Origin of the sequence: Arthrobacter sp. UYCu511, from assembly GCF_040547105.1 — a bacterium.
Classification (GTDB): Bacteria; Actinomycetota; Actinomycetes; order Actinomycetales; family Micrococcaceae; genus Specibacter; species Specibacter psychrochitiniphilus.
Window position 1 is genome coordinate 243,396 of record NZ_JBEPPB010000004.1, and the last position, 18,241, is coordinate 261,636.

Below are 18,241 nucleotides of genomic sequence, written 5' to 3' on the forward strand. Positions count from 1 at the left end.
GCCATGGCGCATATTTCAGGGGGAACTCCCACAGCTTTCGCCTTGCTAGTTGTCAACTACGGCTCTTCGAACCTTCTGGAGGAAAACCTCCAAGGACTTGAGCTGAAAGCAGCTGGGGGCCGCATTGTCATTGTTGATAATTTCACCAGTGCCACGGAACTAGCCCGGCTCAACGTGCTGGCCACCCGTTACGGCTGGAGCGTTCTAGCGTTGGAGAGCAACCGGGGATTTGGCGCCGCTGTCAATGCGGGGGCAGCTGTGGCCTTGAGCGAGGGGGCCCAGGCGCTGGCAGTGCTCAATCCTGATGCCCGGATTGACACCGGTGACCTGGTGGCGCTGGTCTGCGCAGTCGCTGCCGAGGCAACTCTCATGGCCGCACCCCTGATCAGGACCAGCAGTGGCGAGGTGTGGTTTGACGGGATGGATTTGTACCCGGCCTCGGGGAGGGTGGCGAGCCGCCGCAGTCCGCTACCGGATGGACCGCACCAACCGTGGCTGTCAGGAGCCTGCTTTGCCATCTCCGGGCAGATGTGGCGGACAGTGGGCGGCTTTGATGAAGATTACTTCCTGTATTGGGAAGATGTGGACCTCTCACGGCGGGTTGTCAGTCACGGCGGGCGCCTGGCTGTCCTTCGCGAAATTTCCGCGGTGCATGACCCTGGCGGAACACAAACCGGGGTAAGCGGGGAGGGGACCAAATCAGAAATCTACTATTTCTACAACATCCGCAACCGCCTGCTCTACGGCGCTAAACATGTTCAGGGAAAACAATTCCGGAGCTGGATTTATGCAACACCCAAGGTTTCTTACGAGATTCTGTGCCGGGGCGGGCGTAGGCAATTGCTGCGTTCACCGGCACCTCTGCGCGCCTATGTCCGCGGAATTCTCAGCGGGTTGGTAAGGGCGCGTGAGATCCGCAGCCGTGAACGGGCCAAACAGCTGCGCAGGACCTCGCCGGCATCGGGTGCCGGAGCAGCAATCAGCGGAACACTAGGGAATAGGTGAAACCATGAGTTACTTTGGCGCAAACAGACTGGCACCCGTGGCGCTCACGGTGTTGGTGGCTTTTTCCGCAGTCCTGTTCACCGGATGTACCTCAACCACGGCGGCGGATCCCGCACCGCTGGCTGGTTCCACGGCGGGAGCCAGCGCTGCATCCACAGCGGTTCCCACAGCGGCACCCACGGCGGCGTCCCCGGCTCAGCCGGTGGCAACACCAAGCGTGGCGCCAGGGAGAAGCAAGCCTGTTCCGGCGCCGTCGGGCGGGTCCATTTTGCAAAAGGTTCCCGCAGTCAGCCCCGGGCCGGTGACAAAAGTTGAGCTCAACAAGACGGCGGCCCTGCCGGATAAGGTCTCGATCACCGTCTCCAAGGCGGAAGCCTTGGAGACAAAAGCAACCACACCGGGTGAAATTGCTGGCCCGGCCGTGGCCATGTTCGTTTCCATTCGCAATGGCTCGCTCAAGAGCATCAGTGTCGATTCGGCAATAGTGACACTGAGCAATGCCAGCGGTGTTCTGGGGCAGCCAACAACCTCAGACCCATACCTGCCCTTCTCAGGGGAGCTTGCACCCGGAGCTTCTACGCAGGGCGTTTACGTATTTCTTATCCCAACAAATGCCAGAACCGGGCTGAGCCTGTCAGTGGAATATGCCGCCGGTCAGGCAAGCGCCCAATTTGTGGGCAGTGTTTCCTGATGCGCCATGACAACCGAGGTGGACAAGCGATGAAAACCATTACCCGAGCACTGCGACGGTCCTTCATATTCCTGGCTGCGCTGCTGGGCGCATTGAGCCTCACTGTCATGGGTTTCACGGTACCCGCGCAGGCAGCAGATCTGCTGCCTGGCCCGGCCCCCATAGAACAGCGCAGCGCCACCACTGTGACGAGTGACCGGCTGCCAACCGTGCAGATCGATTCCGGGGTGGTGTGGACTCAACAAATCATTGGGAACATTGTGTACGCCGGCGGCGCGTTCACCAACGCCCGCCCGGCTGAAGCTGCCCCCGGCACCAACCTCATGCCGCGCAGCAACCTTTTGGCTTATGACATCAGGACGGGCATCATTACATCCTTTGCCCCCAAGATCAACGGCACCGTGAAATCGCTCGCGGCATCCCCGGATGGAAAACAGCTCTACGTGGGCGGTTCCTTCACATCCGTTGACGGCCAGACCCGTTTTAATCTGGCGGCCTTTGATGTAGCTAGCGGCACGCTTTTATCCACCTTCAAGGCGGCGGTGGGTGGCTCCTATGTCAACGCCATTGTGGTGACAAATACTGCGGTTTATGTTGCCGGGCTCATCGGTGCTGGCAACGGCGTTGTCCGCAAGAGCTTCGCCGCCTTCACTACCAGCGGCGCTCTGCTTGCCTGGGCGCCCACCTCAGATCTGCAAGTGGACGCCATGGTCCTGACCCCGCAAAAGGATAAATTGATTGCGGCAGGCCGCTTTGGCACCATCAACGGTGTTTCGCAGCGCGGGCTGGCTGCCCTTGACCTCTCCTCAGGAGCCTTGCTTCCGTGGCAGGCACCCACCATCATTCAAAACGGTAAGGGAAGTGGCAGCGGAGCCGGCAAAGCAGGAATTTGGGGACTCACCACGGATCAAAACGCCGTGTACGGAACAGGCTGGGTGTATGCCGATGTCACTGTGGGAAACCTGGAAGGCACCTTTGCCGCCGCACCAGAAGACGGTAGCATCCGGTGGATTGCCGATTGCCACGGAGACCATTACGGGGTTTATTCGGACGGCACAACTGTCTACACCACCAGTCATGAGCACGCGTGTGAATCGGCCGGTGGCATGGTGCAAAAGCAGCCGCAAAACATGCGCAACGCCAGCGCCACCACGGCAGCACCCAAGGGCACACTAAGCCGCAGTCCGTGGGTCAACAGCATTTACAAGGACTGGAGCGGTTACCCTGCCCCCGCTGTGGTGGACTGGTATCCGGATTGGCTCACCGGGACCGCCACCGGCATGGGACAGGCGGGCTTCTCCATTGTTGGGACTGGTGGCTTCATCTCTGTTGGCGGTGAATTTGTGGGCGTCAACAACCAGCAACAACAGGGACTGGTCAGGTTCTCCTCAAACCCGCCGGGCGGTCCAAAGCAGGGCCCGCGGCTGTCAGGGACTGCGTGGACGCCCACGGCCAAGTCCGTCGCAGCAGGTTCGGCACGTGTGAGCATCCTGGCCAACTGGGACAGGGATGATCTGTTCCTGAACTACAGCTTGATGCGGGTGGGCAAGGCGCAGCCAGTGGCTACGAGCACCGTGCAATCCACCTATTGGAACCTGCCAAGCATCACTCTGACCGATACAGGGCTCCCTCCAGGCTCGGCCCAAAGCTACTACGTGGTGGCCTCCGATCCTGATGGCAACAGCGTCTCTAGTCCACAAGTCTCGCTAACCATTGGCTCTGCTGTGGCATCGCCCTATGTGAGCGGTGTTCTCAATGACAACCCTTCCCTCTTCTGGCCTCTGGGCGGCCCGGCAGCCACCGCTGCGGCTGACTGGGTTGGTGGCAATGACGGCAAGGTTGGCACCGGAGTTGGAACAACGCCCGCCGGGGGAGGAGCCATTGCCGGGGATACGGCACCAGCCTCCACCTTCAACGGCACCGCCAACGGTGTTATTGGCTCCACCTCCACAGTGGCAGTGAGCCCCGCGTTCTCCACTGAGCTGTGGTTCAAGACAACCACCACCAGTGGCGGCAAGCTCATGGGGTACGGTTCCAGCAATTCAGGAACTTCTTCCAGCTATGACCGGCATGTTTACATGCTGAACAACGGGGCACTGTCCTTTGGTGTCTACACAGGGGCAACAAAGACAGTGACCAGCGCAACTGCCTACAACGACGGCGCGTGGCACCACGTAGTTGCCACTCAGGGAAGCGCCGGCATGGTGCTCTACGTGGATGGGCAGGTGGTGGGCAGCGATGCCCAAACAACCACGGCCCAAAGTTACCTGGGCTACTGGCGGGTTGGCGGAGACACTCTGGGAAATTGGCCCAACGCGCCCACCAGTAACTACTTCAACGGCACACTGGATAATTTCGCCGTGTACAACAGTGCGCTCTCTGCGGCGCAAGTAGCCTCACACTACGCACTGGGAACAGGTCAAGGGGTGCCAACAGCATCGTTTACAGCAACATCGAACAACTTGGCGCTCGCCGTCAACGCGTCGGCGTCCACAGCACCGTCAGGGCAAACCATTGCCTCTTATCAATGGGACTTTGGTGACGGCACGCCAGCTGGCACTGGCGTCCAGGCTAACCACAACTACAGCAACCCCGGAACGTACACCGTGGTGCTCACAGTTAAAACCGGATCTGGAGTTCCGGCCACCACCTCCCGCACCGTCACTGTAACCGCTGCGAATGTGGCTCCTGTGGCTGGGTTTGCTGCGGTGGTTTCGGGGTTGGGTGTTGCTGTGGATGGTTCGGCTTCTGCGGATGCTGATGGTTCGGTTGCCTCGTATGCGTGGGCGTTTGGTGATGGGTCTACGGGGACGGGGGCGACGGCGGCGCATACTTATGCTGTTGCTGGTAGCTACACGGTTTCTTTGGTGGTCACTGATAATCAGGGGCTTGCTTCTGCGGCTGTGACGAAGTCGGTGACGGTGGTTGCGGATCCTGTGGAGCCGGCGAATGTTGTGGCCAAGGATGCGTTTGGGCGCACTGTCAGTAATGGTTGGGGTTCTGCTGATACGGGTGGGGCCTGGTCTTTGACTGGTTCGGCGGCGATGTTCCAGGTTTCTGGCGGTGTGGGAAAGATGCCGTTGGGTGCTGGTTCAACACGGTTTGCCACGTTGGGTTCGGTCTCTTCTACGGATACGGATTCTGCGGTGACGGTGGCGTTGAATAGTGTGCCTACTGGTGGTGGGAACTATGCCAGTGTTGCTGGGCGGCGGGTGGATGCGTCCTCGTATTCGATGAAGTCCTGGGTTAAGGCTGATGGGTCTGTGTGGTTGGTGTTGTTGCGGGATTCTGTGACGTTGAAGTTGGTCCAGGTTCCGTCTCTGACGTATTCGGCGAACATGGTGTTGAACCTGCGGTTGCAGGTGACGGGTACTTCGCCCACTACGGTGCAGGGGAAGATTTGGCCGGCGGGTCAGGGTGAGCCTGGGGTGTGGTTGGCGTCGGCTACGGATAGCACTGCTGCTTTGCAAACCGCTGGCAGTGTTGGGTTGGGTGCTTATCTTGCCGGTTCAGCTACTGCTGCTGTTCAGACTAGTTTCGATGATTACGTGGTCACTACCAGCCAAGCCCCCGCCGCGAATGTGGCTCCGGTGGCTGGGTTTGCTGCGGTGGTTTCGGGGTTGGGTGTTGCTGTGGATGGTTCGGCTTCTTCGGATGCGGATGGTTCGGTTGCCTCCTATGCGTGGGCGTTTGGTGATGGGTCTACGGGGACGGGGGCGACGGCGGCGCATACTTATGCTGTTGCTGGTAGCTACACGGTTTCTTTGGTGGTCACTGATAATCAGGGGCTTGCTTCTGCGGCTGTGACGAAGTCGGTGACGGTGGTTGCGGATCCTGTGGAGCCGGCGAATGTTGTGGCCAAGGATGCGTTTGGGCGCACTGTCAGTAATGGTTGGGGTTCTGCTGATACGGGTGGGGCCTGGTCTTTGACTGGTTCGGCGGCGATGTTCCAGGTTTCTGGCGGTGTGGGAAAGATGCCGTTGGGTGCTGGTTCAACACGGTTTGCCACGTTGGGTTCGGTCTCTTCTACGGATACGGATTCTACGGTGACGGTGGCGTTGAATAGTGTGCCTACTGGTGGTGGGAACTATGCCAGTGTTGCTGGGCGGCGGGTGGATGCGTCCTCGTATTCGATGAAGTCCTGGGTTAAGGCTGATGGGTCTGTGTGGTTGGTGTTGTTGCGGGATTCGGTGACGTTGAAGTTGGTCCAGGTTCCGTCTCTGACGTATTCAGCGAACATGGTCTTGACCATGCGTTTGCAAGTGACGGGTACTTCGCCCACTACGGTGCAGGGGAAGATTTGGCCGGCGGGTCAGGGTGAGCCTGTGGCGTGGTTGGCGTCGGCTACGGATAGCACTGCTGCTTTGCAAACTGCTGGCAGTGTTGGGCTGGGTGCGTACCTTGCCGGTTCAGCTACTGCTGCTGTTCAGACCAGTTTCGATGATTACGTGGTCACTACCAGCCAAACCCCCGCCGCGAACAAGGCTGCTGCCGGGCTCGACGCTAAACTAGCTCCCGCACCGGCACCTGCACCTGCTCCGGAGGCTAAGCCCGGACCGGCGGCTACTGTTCCGGAGGCTAAGCCCGCACCTGCTCCTGCTCCGGCCCCTAAGCCCGCTCCGGTGGCGCCCGCTGATCCTCCTGCAGCACCTGCTGCCCCTGCTGCACCAGTTGCTCCTGCGGTCCCGGCACCTGCTCCTGCCCCGGCAGCCCCGGCTGCGGCGGAGGTCCCCACGCCTGAGCATGTTGTTCTGGTCATGATGGGCAAGCGGTCATCGGCTGATGTCATGGGCAACCAAGAAGCCCCTTTCATCAATTCGCTGGCCAAGGACGGGGCAACAATGTCCAAGACGGTGGCTGGGCCAGATAACCTGAGCCTGTTCTCGGGGCAGACCCAGGACGCCGCCGGTGGGCTTTGCCCTCAGGCGTTCACCACGGACAACATTGCCACCCAGCTTGCAAGCGCCGGCAAGACTTTCACGGGTTTTGCTGAGGATCTGCCCAACGCCGGATTCACCGGCTGCGTGAGCGGCCGCTATGCAGGTGTCAATAATCCGTGGGTGAATTGGCCCGCTGTCCCGGCCTCGGCCAACCAGCCTCTGACGGCGTTTCCTTCCGACTTCTCCAAGCTGCCTGCTGTCTCCTACGTGGTTCCTAACCTGGACCATGACGGGCACCAAGGCTCCATTGCTGACAGTGATGCTTGGCTGAAGAAGAATTTTGGCGGGTACGTTGCCTGGGCACAAGAACACAATAGTTTGCTGATCCTGACGTGGGGCGCAGCAGCTGATGGGCAGCAGATCCCCACTCTCATCACCGGCCAACAGGTTCTTCCGGGAACGTACACGGAAGCAGCCACACCCTTCAGCGTTGTGTGCACCCTGGAAGACGCCTTTGCCTTGCCAGCCAATGACGCCAGCAAGGCCGCGCTTCCCATCAGCTCCATTTGGCAGAAATAGGAAGGAAAAGCATCCATGATTCTCTTGGTGCACCCAACGGCGGAACTCTACGGATCCGACAGAGTTTTCCTGGCAAGCGTTTCCGCCATGATGCAAGGCGGTCACGCAGTGTTCGTGTCACTGGCGGAAGCAGGCCCGCTGGAAGCGGAGCTCCGCTCCCGGGGCGCGGAAGTCCTTGTCTGCCCCAGCCCCATCCTGCGCAAGAGCATTTTCACACCACGGGGCTTTGTCCATGCCGTGACAGAGAGCCTGCGGGGCATAACCCAAGGTTCGCGGCTGATCCGGCAGCTGCAGCCCGAGCTCATCTACGTCAATACCATCACCATTCCGCTGTGGAACATGCTGGCAAAAATGCACCGCATACCACTGCTAGTCCACGTCCATGAGGGTGAAGCGTCAACCGGGGCCTTGATGAGAAAAGCGTTGGCGTTGCCGTTGTTCGCAGCGGACGCCATTGTTGCCAACAGCAACTTCAGCGCCGGAGTCATCAAGAGCTCCTTCAAGCGGCTGGGCGCCCGGATCCAAGTTCTCTACAACGCCGTTCCCGGGCCCGCCACCCCTGAACCGGTGCGCACTGAGCTTGCGGGTCCTCTGCGGCTGGCCTACATTGGCCGGCTCTCGCCGCGCAAAGGTGTGGATGTGGCCATCGACGCGCTGTCAATCCTCAAGCAACGGGGTGTCGATGCAGAACTAGATCTGATTGGTGCCGTCTATTCCGGCTATGAGTGGTACCAGGACCAGCTCCACGAACAGGTCCGTGACTACGAACTTGAGACAAAGGTACGCTTCCGGGGCTTCAAGGAGGAGATCTGGGACTTGGTGGCACAGAGTGACATTGTTGTGGTGCCTTCCCGCGCGGATGAACCCTTCGGGAATACGGCCGTCGAGGCCATCCTCGCTGGACGGCCGGTCATTGCTAGTGAAACCACAGGCTTGATTGAAGCCATTGCCGGTTACCAAGCGGGCACTCCGGTCAAGGCAAATGACCCCGTGGCACTGGCCAACGCGGTACAAAAGATGATGGCCACGTGGGCTGACATGCAGGCACGGCTCACCCGTGACTTACAGACGGCCAAAAAACGCCACAGTGTTGACGCCTACACGGATTACCTTTCCGAGATTGTTGATCAGATCATCTCGCCCAGAGAAGTCCGTGTCTTTGGCGCGTCCAAGGGCTAGTGTGGTGCGTAATCCCCGTTACAGGGGCGGGCAGTATTCATTCTGGGGGCATTGCCAATGATCGTTGAAACGAGCAGGAGATGAGTGAATCCGTGGCCGAGGATGCACAGTCGCACCGGGGCCGTTTTCGTGCCACCATGGCACAGCTTGAAACGGCCCAGAAAAAGCGGGGACGCGGTGCGCCAGCCTATTCCATCTATGTCAACCGGCCTCTTGGCAGGCGTGTGGCCGCAGCGGCTTTCCTGCTGGGGCTGGCGCCCAACACCGTCAGCTTGATCAGTGCGTTCTTTACCTTCAGTGCCATCATCTTGTTAGCGGTGCTGCCACCAACAGTGTGGCTGGGAGTCCTTGTCACAGCGTTGCTGGTCATCGGCTACGCCTTCGATTCTGCCGATGGTCAGGTGGCCCGGCTCCGCGGCGGCGGTTCACCGGCGGGGGAGTGGCTTGACCACGTTCTCGATTGCATCAAGTGCTCAACCCTGCATTTAGCTGTATTGCTGAGCGCATTCTTGCATTTCAATCTGAGCCCGCAAGGTTGGCTGCTGGTACCACTGGGTTTCAGCATGGTTTCAGCTGTCTCCTTCTTTGCCAGCATCCTCAACGATCAGCTCAAAGCCAGGCATCCTGGCCCCGAGAACCTCACCGAACCGAAAGCCAGCACACCCCTTCGCTCCCTGGTGGGGCTCCCCACGGACTACGGCGTCCTGTGCCTGATTTTCCTCTTACTCGGCTGGCCCCAGTATTTCTTCGTCATCTACACCCTGATCTTCGTGGCAAACTTGGGCTACCTGATCCTGGCCTTGCCGAAATGGTTCGCTGATATGAAGGCCCTGGCATGATGAACGGCACCGGGGCAGGGCCAGCCGCGCTGCAACCTCAAGCTCCAGGGCCTTTGCAGGTGCTGGTCCTCTGGGCAGACGATAGTTCACCGAACCTGGGAGTCCGTGCACTGGGCCGAGGAACCGCAGCGCTTGTGCGGCGCGTGTGGCCAGACGCCGCCATCACCTTCGTGAACTACGGGCACGGTTCCCCGCACCTGCCCATGGGCCGGCTGCGTTCACTGGTGCGTGAACAAGTCACCGGGCGCCGCGGCATGCAGAAGTGGCTCTCTGGCTTTGATCTGGTCATTGATACCCGGTCAGGAGACAGCTTCGCTGATATTTACGGCTTGAAGCGGCATACCATCATGACGGCCGTGGCAGCGTGCGTGCGCCGGGCCGGAATTCCCTTGGTGCTAGGCCCGCAGACCGTGGGGCCCTTCAACTCCAAACGCGGCAGACTCCTTGCCAAAGGCTCCCTCTCTCGTGCCAAAGTGCTCATGGTCCGGGACGCCGAAAGCGCTGACGCAGCCGCCAGGCTGGGCCGGGCAGTGGATGTGCAAAGCACGGACGTTGTCTTTGCCATGGAAGTCCCCCAGGTAGAGAAAAGCCGGGACGTGATCCTGAACATTTCCGGATTGCTATGGAATCCCAACCCCCACGTTGATTTCCGCTCTTACCGGGATATTGTGACCCGCCTGCATGATGGGCTGCTCGCACAAGGGCGGCAGCTGACACTTCTGGCCCACGTCCTAGACCCTTACCCAGGGGTGGGCACACAACAGCCCACCAGTAAAGATAATGACGTTCCGGCCATCAGGGAGTTCCTGAACAGTGCGCAAAGCCAGGCTGAGGTGCTTATCCCTAAGGATCTTGATGAGGTCCGTGCCGCAGTGGCATCAGGCAACGTTGTCATTGGATCTCGGATGCACGCTTGCCTCAACGCCCTCTCGGTTGGTACCCCCGCCATTCCCTTGGCCTACTCCCGGAAGTTTGAACCGCTGCTGCGGGATCTGGGCTGGCAGCACACCGTTGACTTGCGGGACACGTCCACGGATCCTGTGGCAGCAGTCCTCCACCAACTTGGCGCAGACGCCATGGCCGGCGATCTTGCGGCCTTAGCCGAAAATGCGCAGCGCCTGCTGCTCCGGGCCGAGCAAGCACTGCGGTCCCTTTCATGAGCCCACACGAACGGCTAGACGCCGCCATCAAACGTGTAGTTGAGGCAGATAATTGCTCCGGTTGTGGGGGCTGCGTGCAACTTGATCCAGGGCTCACCATGGAATTGGACGCGGAAGGCTATCTCCGGCCCATCCGTAAGAGTCCGGACGTTTACCCACCAGAGGCTCGCGCAGGTACCCCAATAGGTGCTGCCGGGAGACCGGGGAGGGATGTGGAACGCGAATTCGCTGCGGCGTGCCCCGGCGTCCGGGTTGTAGCTCAACGGCCTCCCGGATCACACCGCCATGCCCAGCTCGGTCCTGTAGTCCAGGCCTGGGAAGCGTGGGCAAATGATCCAGCAGTGCGCCATGCTGGCAGCAGCGGCGGCACACTCAGCGCACTCGCCGCCTGGCTTTTGGAGACCGGGCAGGCCGCAACGGTCATTGGCGCAGCCTCTGATCCGAACAATGCGCGAAGGACCGTGCCGGTACAAATAATCAGTAAGGAGCAAGCCCTCAAAGCTGCCGGTTCCCGCTACGCCCCGGTGGCAAATGCCTCGGTACCCGGTGCTCGGGACGCTGGCACAGCCTTCGTGGGTAAACCGTGTGAGGTCTCTGCCATCCGTGCCCTAGGCCCCCGTGGCGAACGCGCCAGCGCAGAAGATGGGGGAGAGGCGGCTGCTGGCGAGGGCCCTCTCCTATTGTCGTTCTTCTGTGCCGGCACTCCCAGCCAGAATGCCACGGACCGTCTAGCCGCTGATTTGGGGGTGGCAGAAGGAGCCGGGGTTAGTGAACTTCGTTACCGCGGGCAGGGGTGGCCGGGAGACTTTTCCATCACCGACACCGATGGCACAGTGCGGAACGCTAGCTATGACGAATCGTGGGGTCAGTACCTCGGTCCAACCACGCAATGGCGGTGCAAGATTTGTCCTGATGGGGTAGGGGAGAGTGCAGACATTACTGCCGCAGACTTTTGGCGCACCGACGCCACCGGGTACCCCCTGTTTACCGACCGGGCCGGTATTAGTGCCCTGATCGCGCGCACGGAACGGGGCAGGAGCCTTGTGCTGGCCGCAGCCGCTGCCGGTGTGCTCACTCTCAAGGCAATGGACGTGGCTGAACTGGTGGCCGTCCAGCCACTGCAACGAAAACGCCGCGAAACACTTTTAGCCAGGCTGGCTGGCACCCTGGCTGCCGGCGGATCAGTGCCACGATTTTCTGGTTTTTCCCTGTGGCGTCTGGCCCTGCCCCGGCTCAGGGAATCCCTCCGGACAGCGCGCGGAACCTTCCGGCGGCGCCGGGGTCTGGACCGGCAAAAGTAGCGCTAGGCGCGCGCTTACAACTGCTTCTTGCGCAATCTACTAGCTGCGGAGAGCAGATCCGCCACGTCCCGCCTCACCGCCGGGACAAAAAGTCCCAGGGCATAAACAAGTACGGCTGCGGCCATCGCCACCAGCACTTGGGCCCACCTGCCTTGGTTGGCCAGTAATACAGTTGCCAGGAAGGCGCTTGCGGCCCCCAGCCCGGCCAGGGCTGACATGCGCAAGAACCCCGTCACGAACATTCTGATGGGCACCTGCTCCACTGAGCGGGCAATCCAATACAGCGAGAGCGGCCACTTCAAGAACGTGGAAATCAGGTAGCCGGCCGCAACACCGTTGACGCCCCAAAAAGCACCCACCACCAGAAATACCACCTTGACCCCAACACCCACCAAATTGAACTTGAACAGGGCTTTAGTGATGCCCTTGGAGACGTAGATCCAGTAGCCAAAGTAGGCCAGCGTCTGGAAGATGGCGGCGGCAGAGAGCATGCTCAAAATGGGTGCTGAGGCCACCCACTCATGCCCCAAAAGGATGTCAGTGATAGGGACGGCCGCCCCCGTGGCAACGGCAAGGCCAGCCACTAGTGTGTAGCCCAGGGCAAGTTGGCCCACCCGTGCAAACTCCCAGTACTTAGCGCCGGCATCCTGCAACCTGGACAAGACAGGAATGGCCACATTGGAGATAGGACTGCGCAACTGGTTGGCAATGTTCATGACCAGTTGATAGGGCCGGTTGTAGTTACCTAGCGGGGCAGCACCAAACACCAACCCAATTGTCACGGTGTCGGCGTTATTTCCCACATACGTAACAACCTGGGTTGCCACCATGTGCCAGCCAAAACGCAGGAAACCACCTATCTGGGTGCCACGCCTGGGCCGTCCGGGAAGCCAGCGGGAACAGATCACTGAGGCTAGTAAAACAACCAGTGAGGAGATCAGCACTTGAAGGACAAGAGACCAAACACCGAACCCGGAAAGAGCAAAGGCAATAGCAGCCGCCAGCCCAACCACGGTTGAGAGGAAATCAATCACAGCCAAGGCCGTAAAGCGCAGAGAGCGCGTCAGGCTTGCCCGGAATTGAGTGGCAGCACCATTGACCAAGAACACCAGTGAGAGCGCCTGGATCAAGGGAACCAGCTCATCGTGTCTGAAGAAGGCGGCTATGAGCCACGCCCCGAAGTAGACGCTCAGGGCAAGAACAACACCAATTGCGGTGTTGATCCAGAACAATTGATCACGCTGTTCCCGAGACAGCGTTTTGGCTTGGACAGCTGCCTGTGAGAGGCCAAAGTCCCGGAAGATCTCCGCAACTCCCGCTACGGCCATGACCATGGCGAACAAGCCGTAATCGCTGGGGCTCAGCAACCGGGCCAAAATGATAACTGACAAGGTTTGGAGCAGGACCTTGGCTCCTTGACCCACCACGGTGACGGCTGCACCGTGAACGGCCCGGCGGCCCAGTCCTTGGCCCAGACCTTCTCCTAGGCCGCTCTCCTCAACTCGTGGTTCCACAGCCCTCACCCCAACCGGCTGCGCACGTACGGCAGTAGCGGATCAGCCGGGGAGGACAGCCCGGTACGGTCCGTAAGCCTGGTGGCTGTAGGGGTTTGGGAGGTTTCCAACCGCAGTTCCGGACCGGCAAGGCGCTGCGCCAATTCCGGAAAAGAAGAATAGTGGGGGCCCAGCACATGAGTGGCCGCTGCCAGCATGTACACATCAACAACGGAGGAGGAGAGCGCCTGCTTACTGTTGTAAGGCCCCTTGTTGGCATTGCCGTGAGTGTGAGGAAAATGCTTTTGTACCTCGGCGAAGGCCTCGGGAGTGTCAGCGGAAACGTAGAAAGGTACCTCCGGCCACCATTGCCGGATCTCCCGCATGCGGTGCAGATACCACTCCAAGGGCGAATGCTTGAGTGTTTCCTGATGAGCGTTGCTATTGGTGCGGATCATGACCCCAATGAACGGAACACCGCTGGGGCCTTCCGCGAAGGCGGATTGGATGCTTGAGCGCACAGCCTCGGCGGGGCTCAGCGCTCGCAGCTCCTGCTCCCACGGCGTGCAGTCAGGCGGCAGCAGCAGCGCGTGAGCGGTGCGTATTTGCCATACACGCTGGGCCCTGGCCGCGGCATTGAGCCAGAGCAGCTTGTTGTCTTTATAGGGAAAGCATGGAGAAACAAGGCGTGATATCGCCGTGCTCACCACGGGTTCCTGAAAATCCCAGAGCTCGCTGAACGCGGCACCGAACGCCTTCCCCACGGGCCACGTATAAGCAAAAGCACGCCCTTCATCACGGGCAAGGATCCGGGCACCCAACACGGCCCTGATCCGGTTTCCCAAGCCATGGTGCTTGTCAGTGACGGCAATGAGCGCGGGATTGCTCAGCAAACCCAACACATCATTGGCCAGTGGAGACATGGCTATTCCGTTCCCTGTGAAATGTGGGCCCGGCTGCTTTCAGAGACAACACTGTGCGGGACACGGGTCTTCTCGAGGTGAGCTGGCTCGCCTTTCCCCTCCGTGTAATAGACATCGTGTAGCCGCAGCGGTTTGACACGGTTGAGGATAATTCCCGCCACGTGTGCACCCGTGGCGTCGAGGGCCTCTGACGCCTGGTCAAGTTGGGCCTGATGCAGTTTTCGCGAATCCACCACCCAGACAATCGAGTCCACCAACTGTGCAATGACGGCCACATCGGCAACAGCCAGCACCGGCGCGGTGTCCACTAAGACAACGTCATACTTCGCTTTGGCTTCTTCGAGCAGGAGGCGCATGGGTTCAGAGCCCAACAGTTCGGCTGGGTTGGGCGGGATGGCACCAGCGGCGAGGACATCAAGAGACGTTGATCCCAAATGCTGGACCGCGTCATCGAAGCTCACGTCTCCAACCAATACCGTTGTCAGCCCCACGGCGCCTTCAAATCCCAGAGATCCTGCCACGCTTGGCCGGCGCAGATCCGCGTCAATGAGCAGGACCCGGTCCTTGTTTTCGGCCATGATGATTGCCAAGTTCAGGCCCGTGAGCGTTTTGCCTTCTGAGGGGATGGCAGAAGTGATGGCGATGGCTTTCATCTGATGGCTTGCCGCCGCAAATCTCAACCCCACTTTGATCTGGCGGAATCTTTCCGTGGCAGAACCGTTTGGTGCCCGCAAGGCCACAGGCCGGGAGTCATTACTGGCCCGGTTCTGCTCTACTGTGCCCAGCAGTGGGCGGTCGCTCATGCTCTTGAGAACAGCGGTGGAACGGACTCTGGTATCCAGCATCACCGTCAGAGCAATGGCAAGAATAGAAAGAGCTCCACCAAACATGCCGCCCAACAGGGCATTTTTTCGCTTATCGGGCGATGACTGGAACTGTGCTGGGACAGCAGGTTCAATAACATTGACAACAATTCCGCCCTGCTTGGTGCTTTCATCGGGAGAAACCTTGGTCACCGCAGCCGTCAAGTTCTTGGCTATGCTGTTGGCTGTCTTAGCCGAGAGCTCCCGGTTAGTGGTCCCCACTGAAATATCGAGAATAGCCGTGTTTTGGGGGGCCGAAACACTCATGCTGCGACGAATGTTCTCTTTAGTGGCTGCCGGGCCAAGATCCTTCAGGACCTGATCCAAAACTAAGGATGAGGACGCTAGCTGGGCAAAGGAGAGCATCTGGTTTTGCGTGTACGCGGAGCCTTGATTGATATCAGTGGCTGAACCAGCGCTACGCAATGAAAAGAACAGCGTTGTGCTGGAGGTGTAGACAGGTGTCACCGTAAATGACAGCGCAAACGCGGCTAACGCAGCCACTGCAACGGCCACCAGCACCACATACCAACGTTTGGCTAGGGTGGGCATAATGCGTGCTGAACGCGCCGTGCCTGCTGTCATGATCGAAGCCATGGTGCTTCCTCTCCATAAACCTTCAGGGGGGCGGTGGTGGTGGCGGTGCTTGGGCGGGTGTGCGTGGTCAGTGCGAGGGCTCCGGCGCCCAGAGTTGTAACTGCACGGGGATATGTTGCCACCGCCAAGCCCGCCAGAAACCATGCCAGCGTTGCGTACTGAGTGATCAATGCAACGGTAGCGAAGGCTGGGATCATGCCGGTCACTGCCACCGCTGCCGGGGTGGCCCGCTTAAACATCACCGTGAGAACACAGCAAATTATTGCGCCAATGAGCAAGAACACTGGGATGAGTCCAAACCGCAGGGCCGTCAGGACCAACTCGCTGTCAATTGATTGGAAAGTACCGTAGTAGATCTTTCCATCCGCACTTGCTGTCCAACTCTTCGCCAAACCCAGGAAGGAAGCTGTATCGAAGAGGGAAAATATTTCCTCCCTGTAAGCGGCACTTCCCGTGGCTTCGCTACCGGCGGCGGAAAATACTTCAGCCAGCAGCGGAAGGCCAACAAGGGAACCAGCAGCCAAAAAGCCGGCCACTTTCCAGCGAAACGCCGGCAGCATTTCTCGGTGCAAGGTGAGTAAACCGATGACAAGGGTCAAGAGCAGAACTATCATCCCAATTCGGCTAAAGGTGAGCCCTACCGCCGTGGCAAGGATAAGCAATGAGAGCAGCTTCAACCACTGTGGCCAGCACACCACAAGTATGAATACCGAACACATCGCCAGGCTGGCGCTAAGGGCAATGGATTGCCCAAAGGCTCCTTCTACCCTGAGCTCGCCCCCTCGATAGCGCAAGGTGTGCCAGGCCTGGTAGAGATTGTTGTTCAGTTTGATTAACACGAACAGATTCTTCCCGCTCAGGAACTCGGCAATGGCCAAACAAGACGCTGCCAATGCCCCCGTTGCAATGCAGCTGTAAATCCATTGGGGGTTAACGCGGGAGGGCATGAGCCGCCCTCCCATGTAAGGGATCATCCACCCCCAGCAGACAATCACCAGGTGGCCCCACTGAACCCAACCCAAAGCCCACCCCAGAATCACCAAGGTGGCGAAGGAACCAACAAGAAAATCGACTACGGAAAATCGGAATCCATGCACTGACGATGACGCAATGACCAACAGGGTGACAACGGTTATGGCTGAATAGAAAACACCCACCTGTGCGCCCAGCCAAATGGGCACGCAAAAAAGTGTGGCGGCCCATACCGTCATCATGGATTTTGGAGACCGCCTGAAAAAGAACACGAGGATCAAGAGCGCTGCGAGGGCAGTTCCCAGAAGAAGCGGCGTGCGAATAAGGGATTCGGTCATGGGGTTGACCCCGCACGTTGCCCGGTGAGTTGTTGGAGAGACGGAAAGGGCTCAGTGAACCTTGATGACGGGCATGTAGACCGCCGCAACCGGCATCACCTAGCTACCGTGAAGGCTGCGGGTACTGACAGGGCAGCGCTGGATGCCAACATTTCATCACGGAGGAGCTTGGCGCACAAAGCCCTGAGAGCAGTGATCATTGCGGTCCCTCCATACGCTGCGTTTACCGGATTGAGCCAGAATACGGCGAGCCTAGCACACCACTTTGGGGTTTACGCTCAGATGAAGCAGTTGGTGCTGTTGTGGCAATTTCATCACCAGAGAAGGGGCATTGCCCGCAGACTTCCCTGCATGATAGAGCTGTAACAAACCGTGATGCACGTTCCATCCGAGGGAATGATCTACAGTGGCCCCGGCAAGATGAGGAGAAGCGAGTGGAGGCACCAGCCAACCCTTCAGTGGTGATTGCCGTCTTGACGTATCAGCGCCCTGAGGATCTGCAACTTGCCTTGCCTAGGCTGTTGCAGCAGGCTGATTCAGCCACCATGGAAGCCACCGTGCTGGTGGTTGACAATGATCCCCACGGCAGCGCCCGCAAAAGTGTCCAAGATCTGGCAACGGCCAAGTTACGTTATGTCAATGAAACCAAGCCAGGAATCTCGGCCGCCCGCAACCGGGCATTGATGGAATCCTCCGGTGCAGACCTATTGGTGTTTATTGATGATGACGAGGTTCCGGTGGAGAACTGGCTCAACCAGCTGCTGGAGGTGCAGCGGAGCACAGGAGCCACTGCTGTTGCTGGGCCGGTGCTATCTGAATACGCACACGAACCCTCAGAGTGGATCAAGGCGGGAGAATTTTTTACTCGCAGGCGAATGGCCTCCGGTACCCGGCTGAGTGTCGCCGCCACCAACAATCTGCTGTTGGATCTAGCCACCATCCGCAAATTGGGCCTGGAGTTTGATGAGCGGTTTGGGCTCAGTGGCGGATCAGATACTTTGTTTACCCGGCAGCTGGTGAAGCATGGGGCAAAAATGGTGTGGTGCGATGAAGCAGTAGTGATTGACAGGGTGCCGGAAGGGCGGCTCACCACTGATTGGGTGCTCAGAAGGGCGTTGCGCAGTGGTAATTCCTGGGCACGGGTTTGCCTTGAACTTGCCCCGGGCCCACTCCAGCGAATCTCCGCCCGGGTGCGGCTGGCCGGGCTCGGCGGAGTACGGCTGGTAGGCGGAGGCGGGCGCTACATTGCAGGAGTTGCAGTGAGGCGCATCAGCCACCGGGCCAAGGGGATGCGGACCGTCGCCAGAGGGTTGGGCATGCTCTCAGGGGCTTTCGGGTACGTCTACAGTGAGTACCGCCGCCACCCGCGTCAGTAGAGGCCGGGGTGCATAACGCCAAAACGGCCCCGGTCGTGAAATAAA

At 59.5% G+C, this 18,241-nt stretch carries 12 protein-coding genes; 8 read left to right on the forward strand and 4 right to left on the reverse strand.

Annotation, left to right across the window (positions count from 1 at the left end; translation table 11 throughout):
* Nucleotides 1-3: 3 nt before the first annotated feature.
* The 7 genes from ABIB48_RS08235 to ABIB48_RS08265 all read left to right on the forward strand — a co-directional run bounded on the left by ABIB48_RS08235 (nucleotide 4) and on the right by ABIB48_RS08265 (nucleotide 11,634).
* Entirely contained in the window at nucleotides 4-1,005 is a 1,002-nt protein-coding gene (locus ABIB48_RS08235; protein ID WP_354212688.1) for a glycosyltransferase family 2 protein, read from the forward strand.
* A gap of 4 nt (nucleotides 1,006-1,009) precedes the next feature.
* Nucleotides 1,010-1,696, forward strand: a complete 687-nt coding sequence (locus tag ABIB48_RS08240; RefSeq protein WP_354212689.1) for a DUF4352 domain-containing protein — start codon at nucleotides 1,010-1,012, stop codon at nucleotides 1,694-1,696.
* A gap of 29 nt (nucleotides 1,697-1,725) precedes the next feature.
* A complete protein-coding gene (locus tag ABIB48_RS08245; RefSeq protein ID WP_354212690.1) occupies nucleotides 1,726-7,155 on the forward strand; it encodes a PKD domain-containing protein in 5,430 nt (1,809 codons plus the stop codon).
* A gap of 15 nt (nucleotides 7,156-7,170) precedes the next feature.
* Entirely contained in the window at nucleotides 7,171-8,334 is a 1,164-nt protein-coding gene (locus ABIB48_RS08250) for a glycosyltransferase family 4 protein (protein WP_354212691.1), read from the forward strand.
* A gap of 80 nt (nucleotides 8,335-8,414) precedes the next feature.
* Nucleotides 8,415-9,173, forward strand: coding sequence for a CDP-alcohol phosphatidyltransferase family protein (locus ABIB48_RS08255; protein ID WP_354212692.1), 759 nt, complete (start codon nucleotides 8,415-8,417; stop codon nucleotides 9,171-9,173).
* On the forward strand, nucleotides 9,170-10,333 hold the full coding sequence (locus tag ABIB48_RS08260; RefSeq protein WP_354212693.1) for a polysaccharide pyruvyl transferase family protein: 1,164 nt from the start codon (nucleotides 9,170-9,172) through the stop codon (nucleotides 10,331-10,333). Before ABIB48_RS08255 ends, ABIB48_RS08260 begins: the two co-directional genes overlap by 4 nt.
* Nucleotides 10,330-11,634 carry a Coenzyme F420 hydrogenase/dehydrogenase, beta subunit C-terminal domain gene (locus ABIB48_RS08265; RefSeq protein ID WP_354212694.1) on the forward strand — a complete coding sequence of 435 codons (1,305 nt, stop codon included), beginning with the start codon at nucleotides 10,330-10,332 and terminating at the stop codon, nucleotides 11,632-11,634. Before ABIB48_RS08260 ends, ABIB48_RS08265 begins: the two co-directional genes overlap by 4 nt.
* A 14-nt stretch (nucleotides 11,635-11,648) precedes the next feature.
* On the opposite strand, the gene ABIB48_RS08270 is transcribed toward ABIB48_RS08265, so the two are convergent.
* Genes ABIB48_RS08270 through ABIB48_RS08285 form a run of 4 tightly spaced genes read right to left on the reverse strand, consistent with a single transcriptional unit; the run spans nucleotide 11,649 to nucleotide 16,691 of the window.
* On the reverse strand, nucleotides 11,649-13,148 hold the full coding sequence (locus ABIB48_RS08270; protein WP_170120864.1) for a lipopolysaccharide biosynthesis protein: 1,500 nt from the start codon (nucleotides 13,146-13,148) through the stop codon (nucleotides 11,649-11,651).
* 5 nt (nucleotides 13,149-13,153) lie between these two features.
* Nucleotides 13,154-14,050, reverse strand: a complete 897-nt coding sequence (locus ABIB48_RS08275) for an O-fucosyltransferase family protein (RefSeq protein WP_354212695.1) — start codon at nucleotides 14,048-14,050, stop codon at nucleotides 13,154-13,156.
* A gap of 2 nt (nucleotides 14,051-14,052) precedes the next feature.
* Entirely contained in the window at nucleotides 14,053-15,510 is a 1,458-nt protein-coding gene (locus ABIB48_RS08280; RefSeq protein WP_354212696.1) for a tyrosine-protein kinase domain-containing protein, read from the reverse strand.
* The gene (locus ABIB48_RS08285) at nucleotides 15,495-16,691 is read right to left on the reverse strand and encodes a hypothetical protein (protein ID WP_354212697.1); all 1,197 of its coding nucleotides are present in this window, start codon (nucleotides 16,689-16,691) and stop codon (nucleotides 15,495-15,497) included. Before ABIB48_RS08285 ends, ABIB48_RS08280 begins: the two co-directional genes overlap by 16 nt.
* 563 nt (nucleotides 16,692-17,254) lie before the next feature.
* Between ABIB48_RS08285 and ABIB48_RS08290 the strand changes: the two genes are divergently transcribed.
* The gene (locus ABIB48_RS08290; RefSeq protein WP_245932003.1) at nucleotides 17,255-18,196 is read left to right on the forward strand and encodes a glycosyltransferase family 2 protein; all 942 of its coding nucleotides are present in this window, start codon (nucleotides 17,255-17,257) and stop codon (nucleotides 18,194-18,196) included.
* Nucleotides 18,197-18,241: the final 45 nt, after the last annotated feature.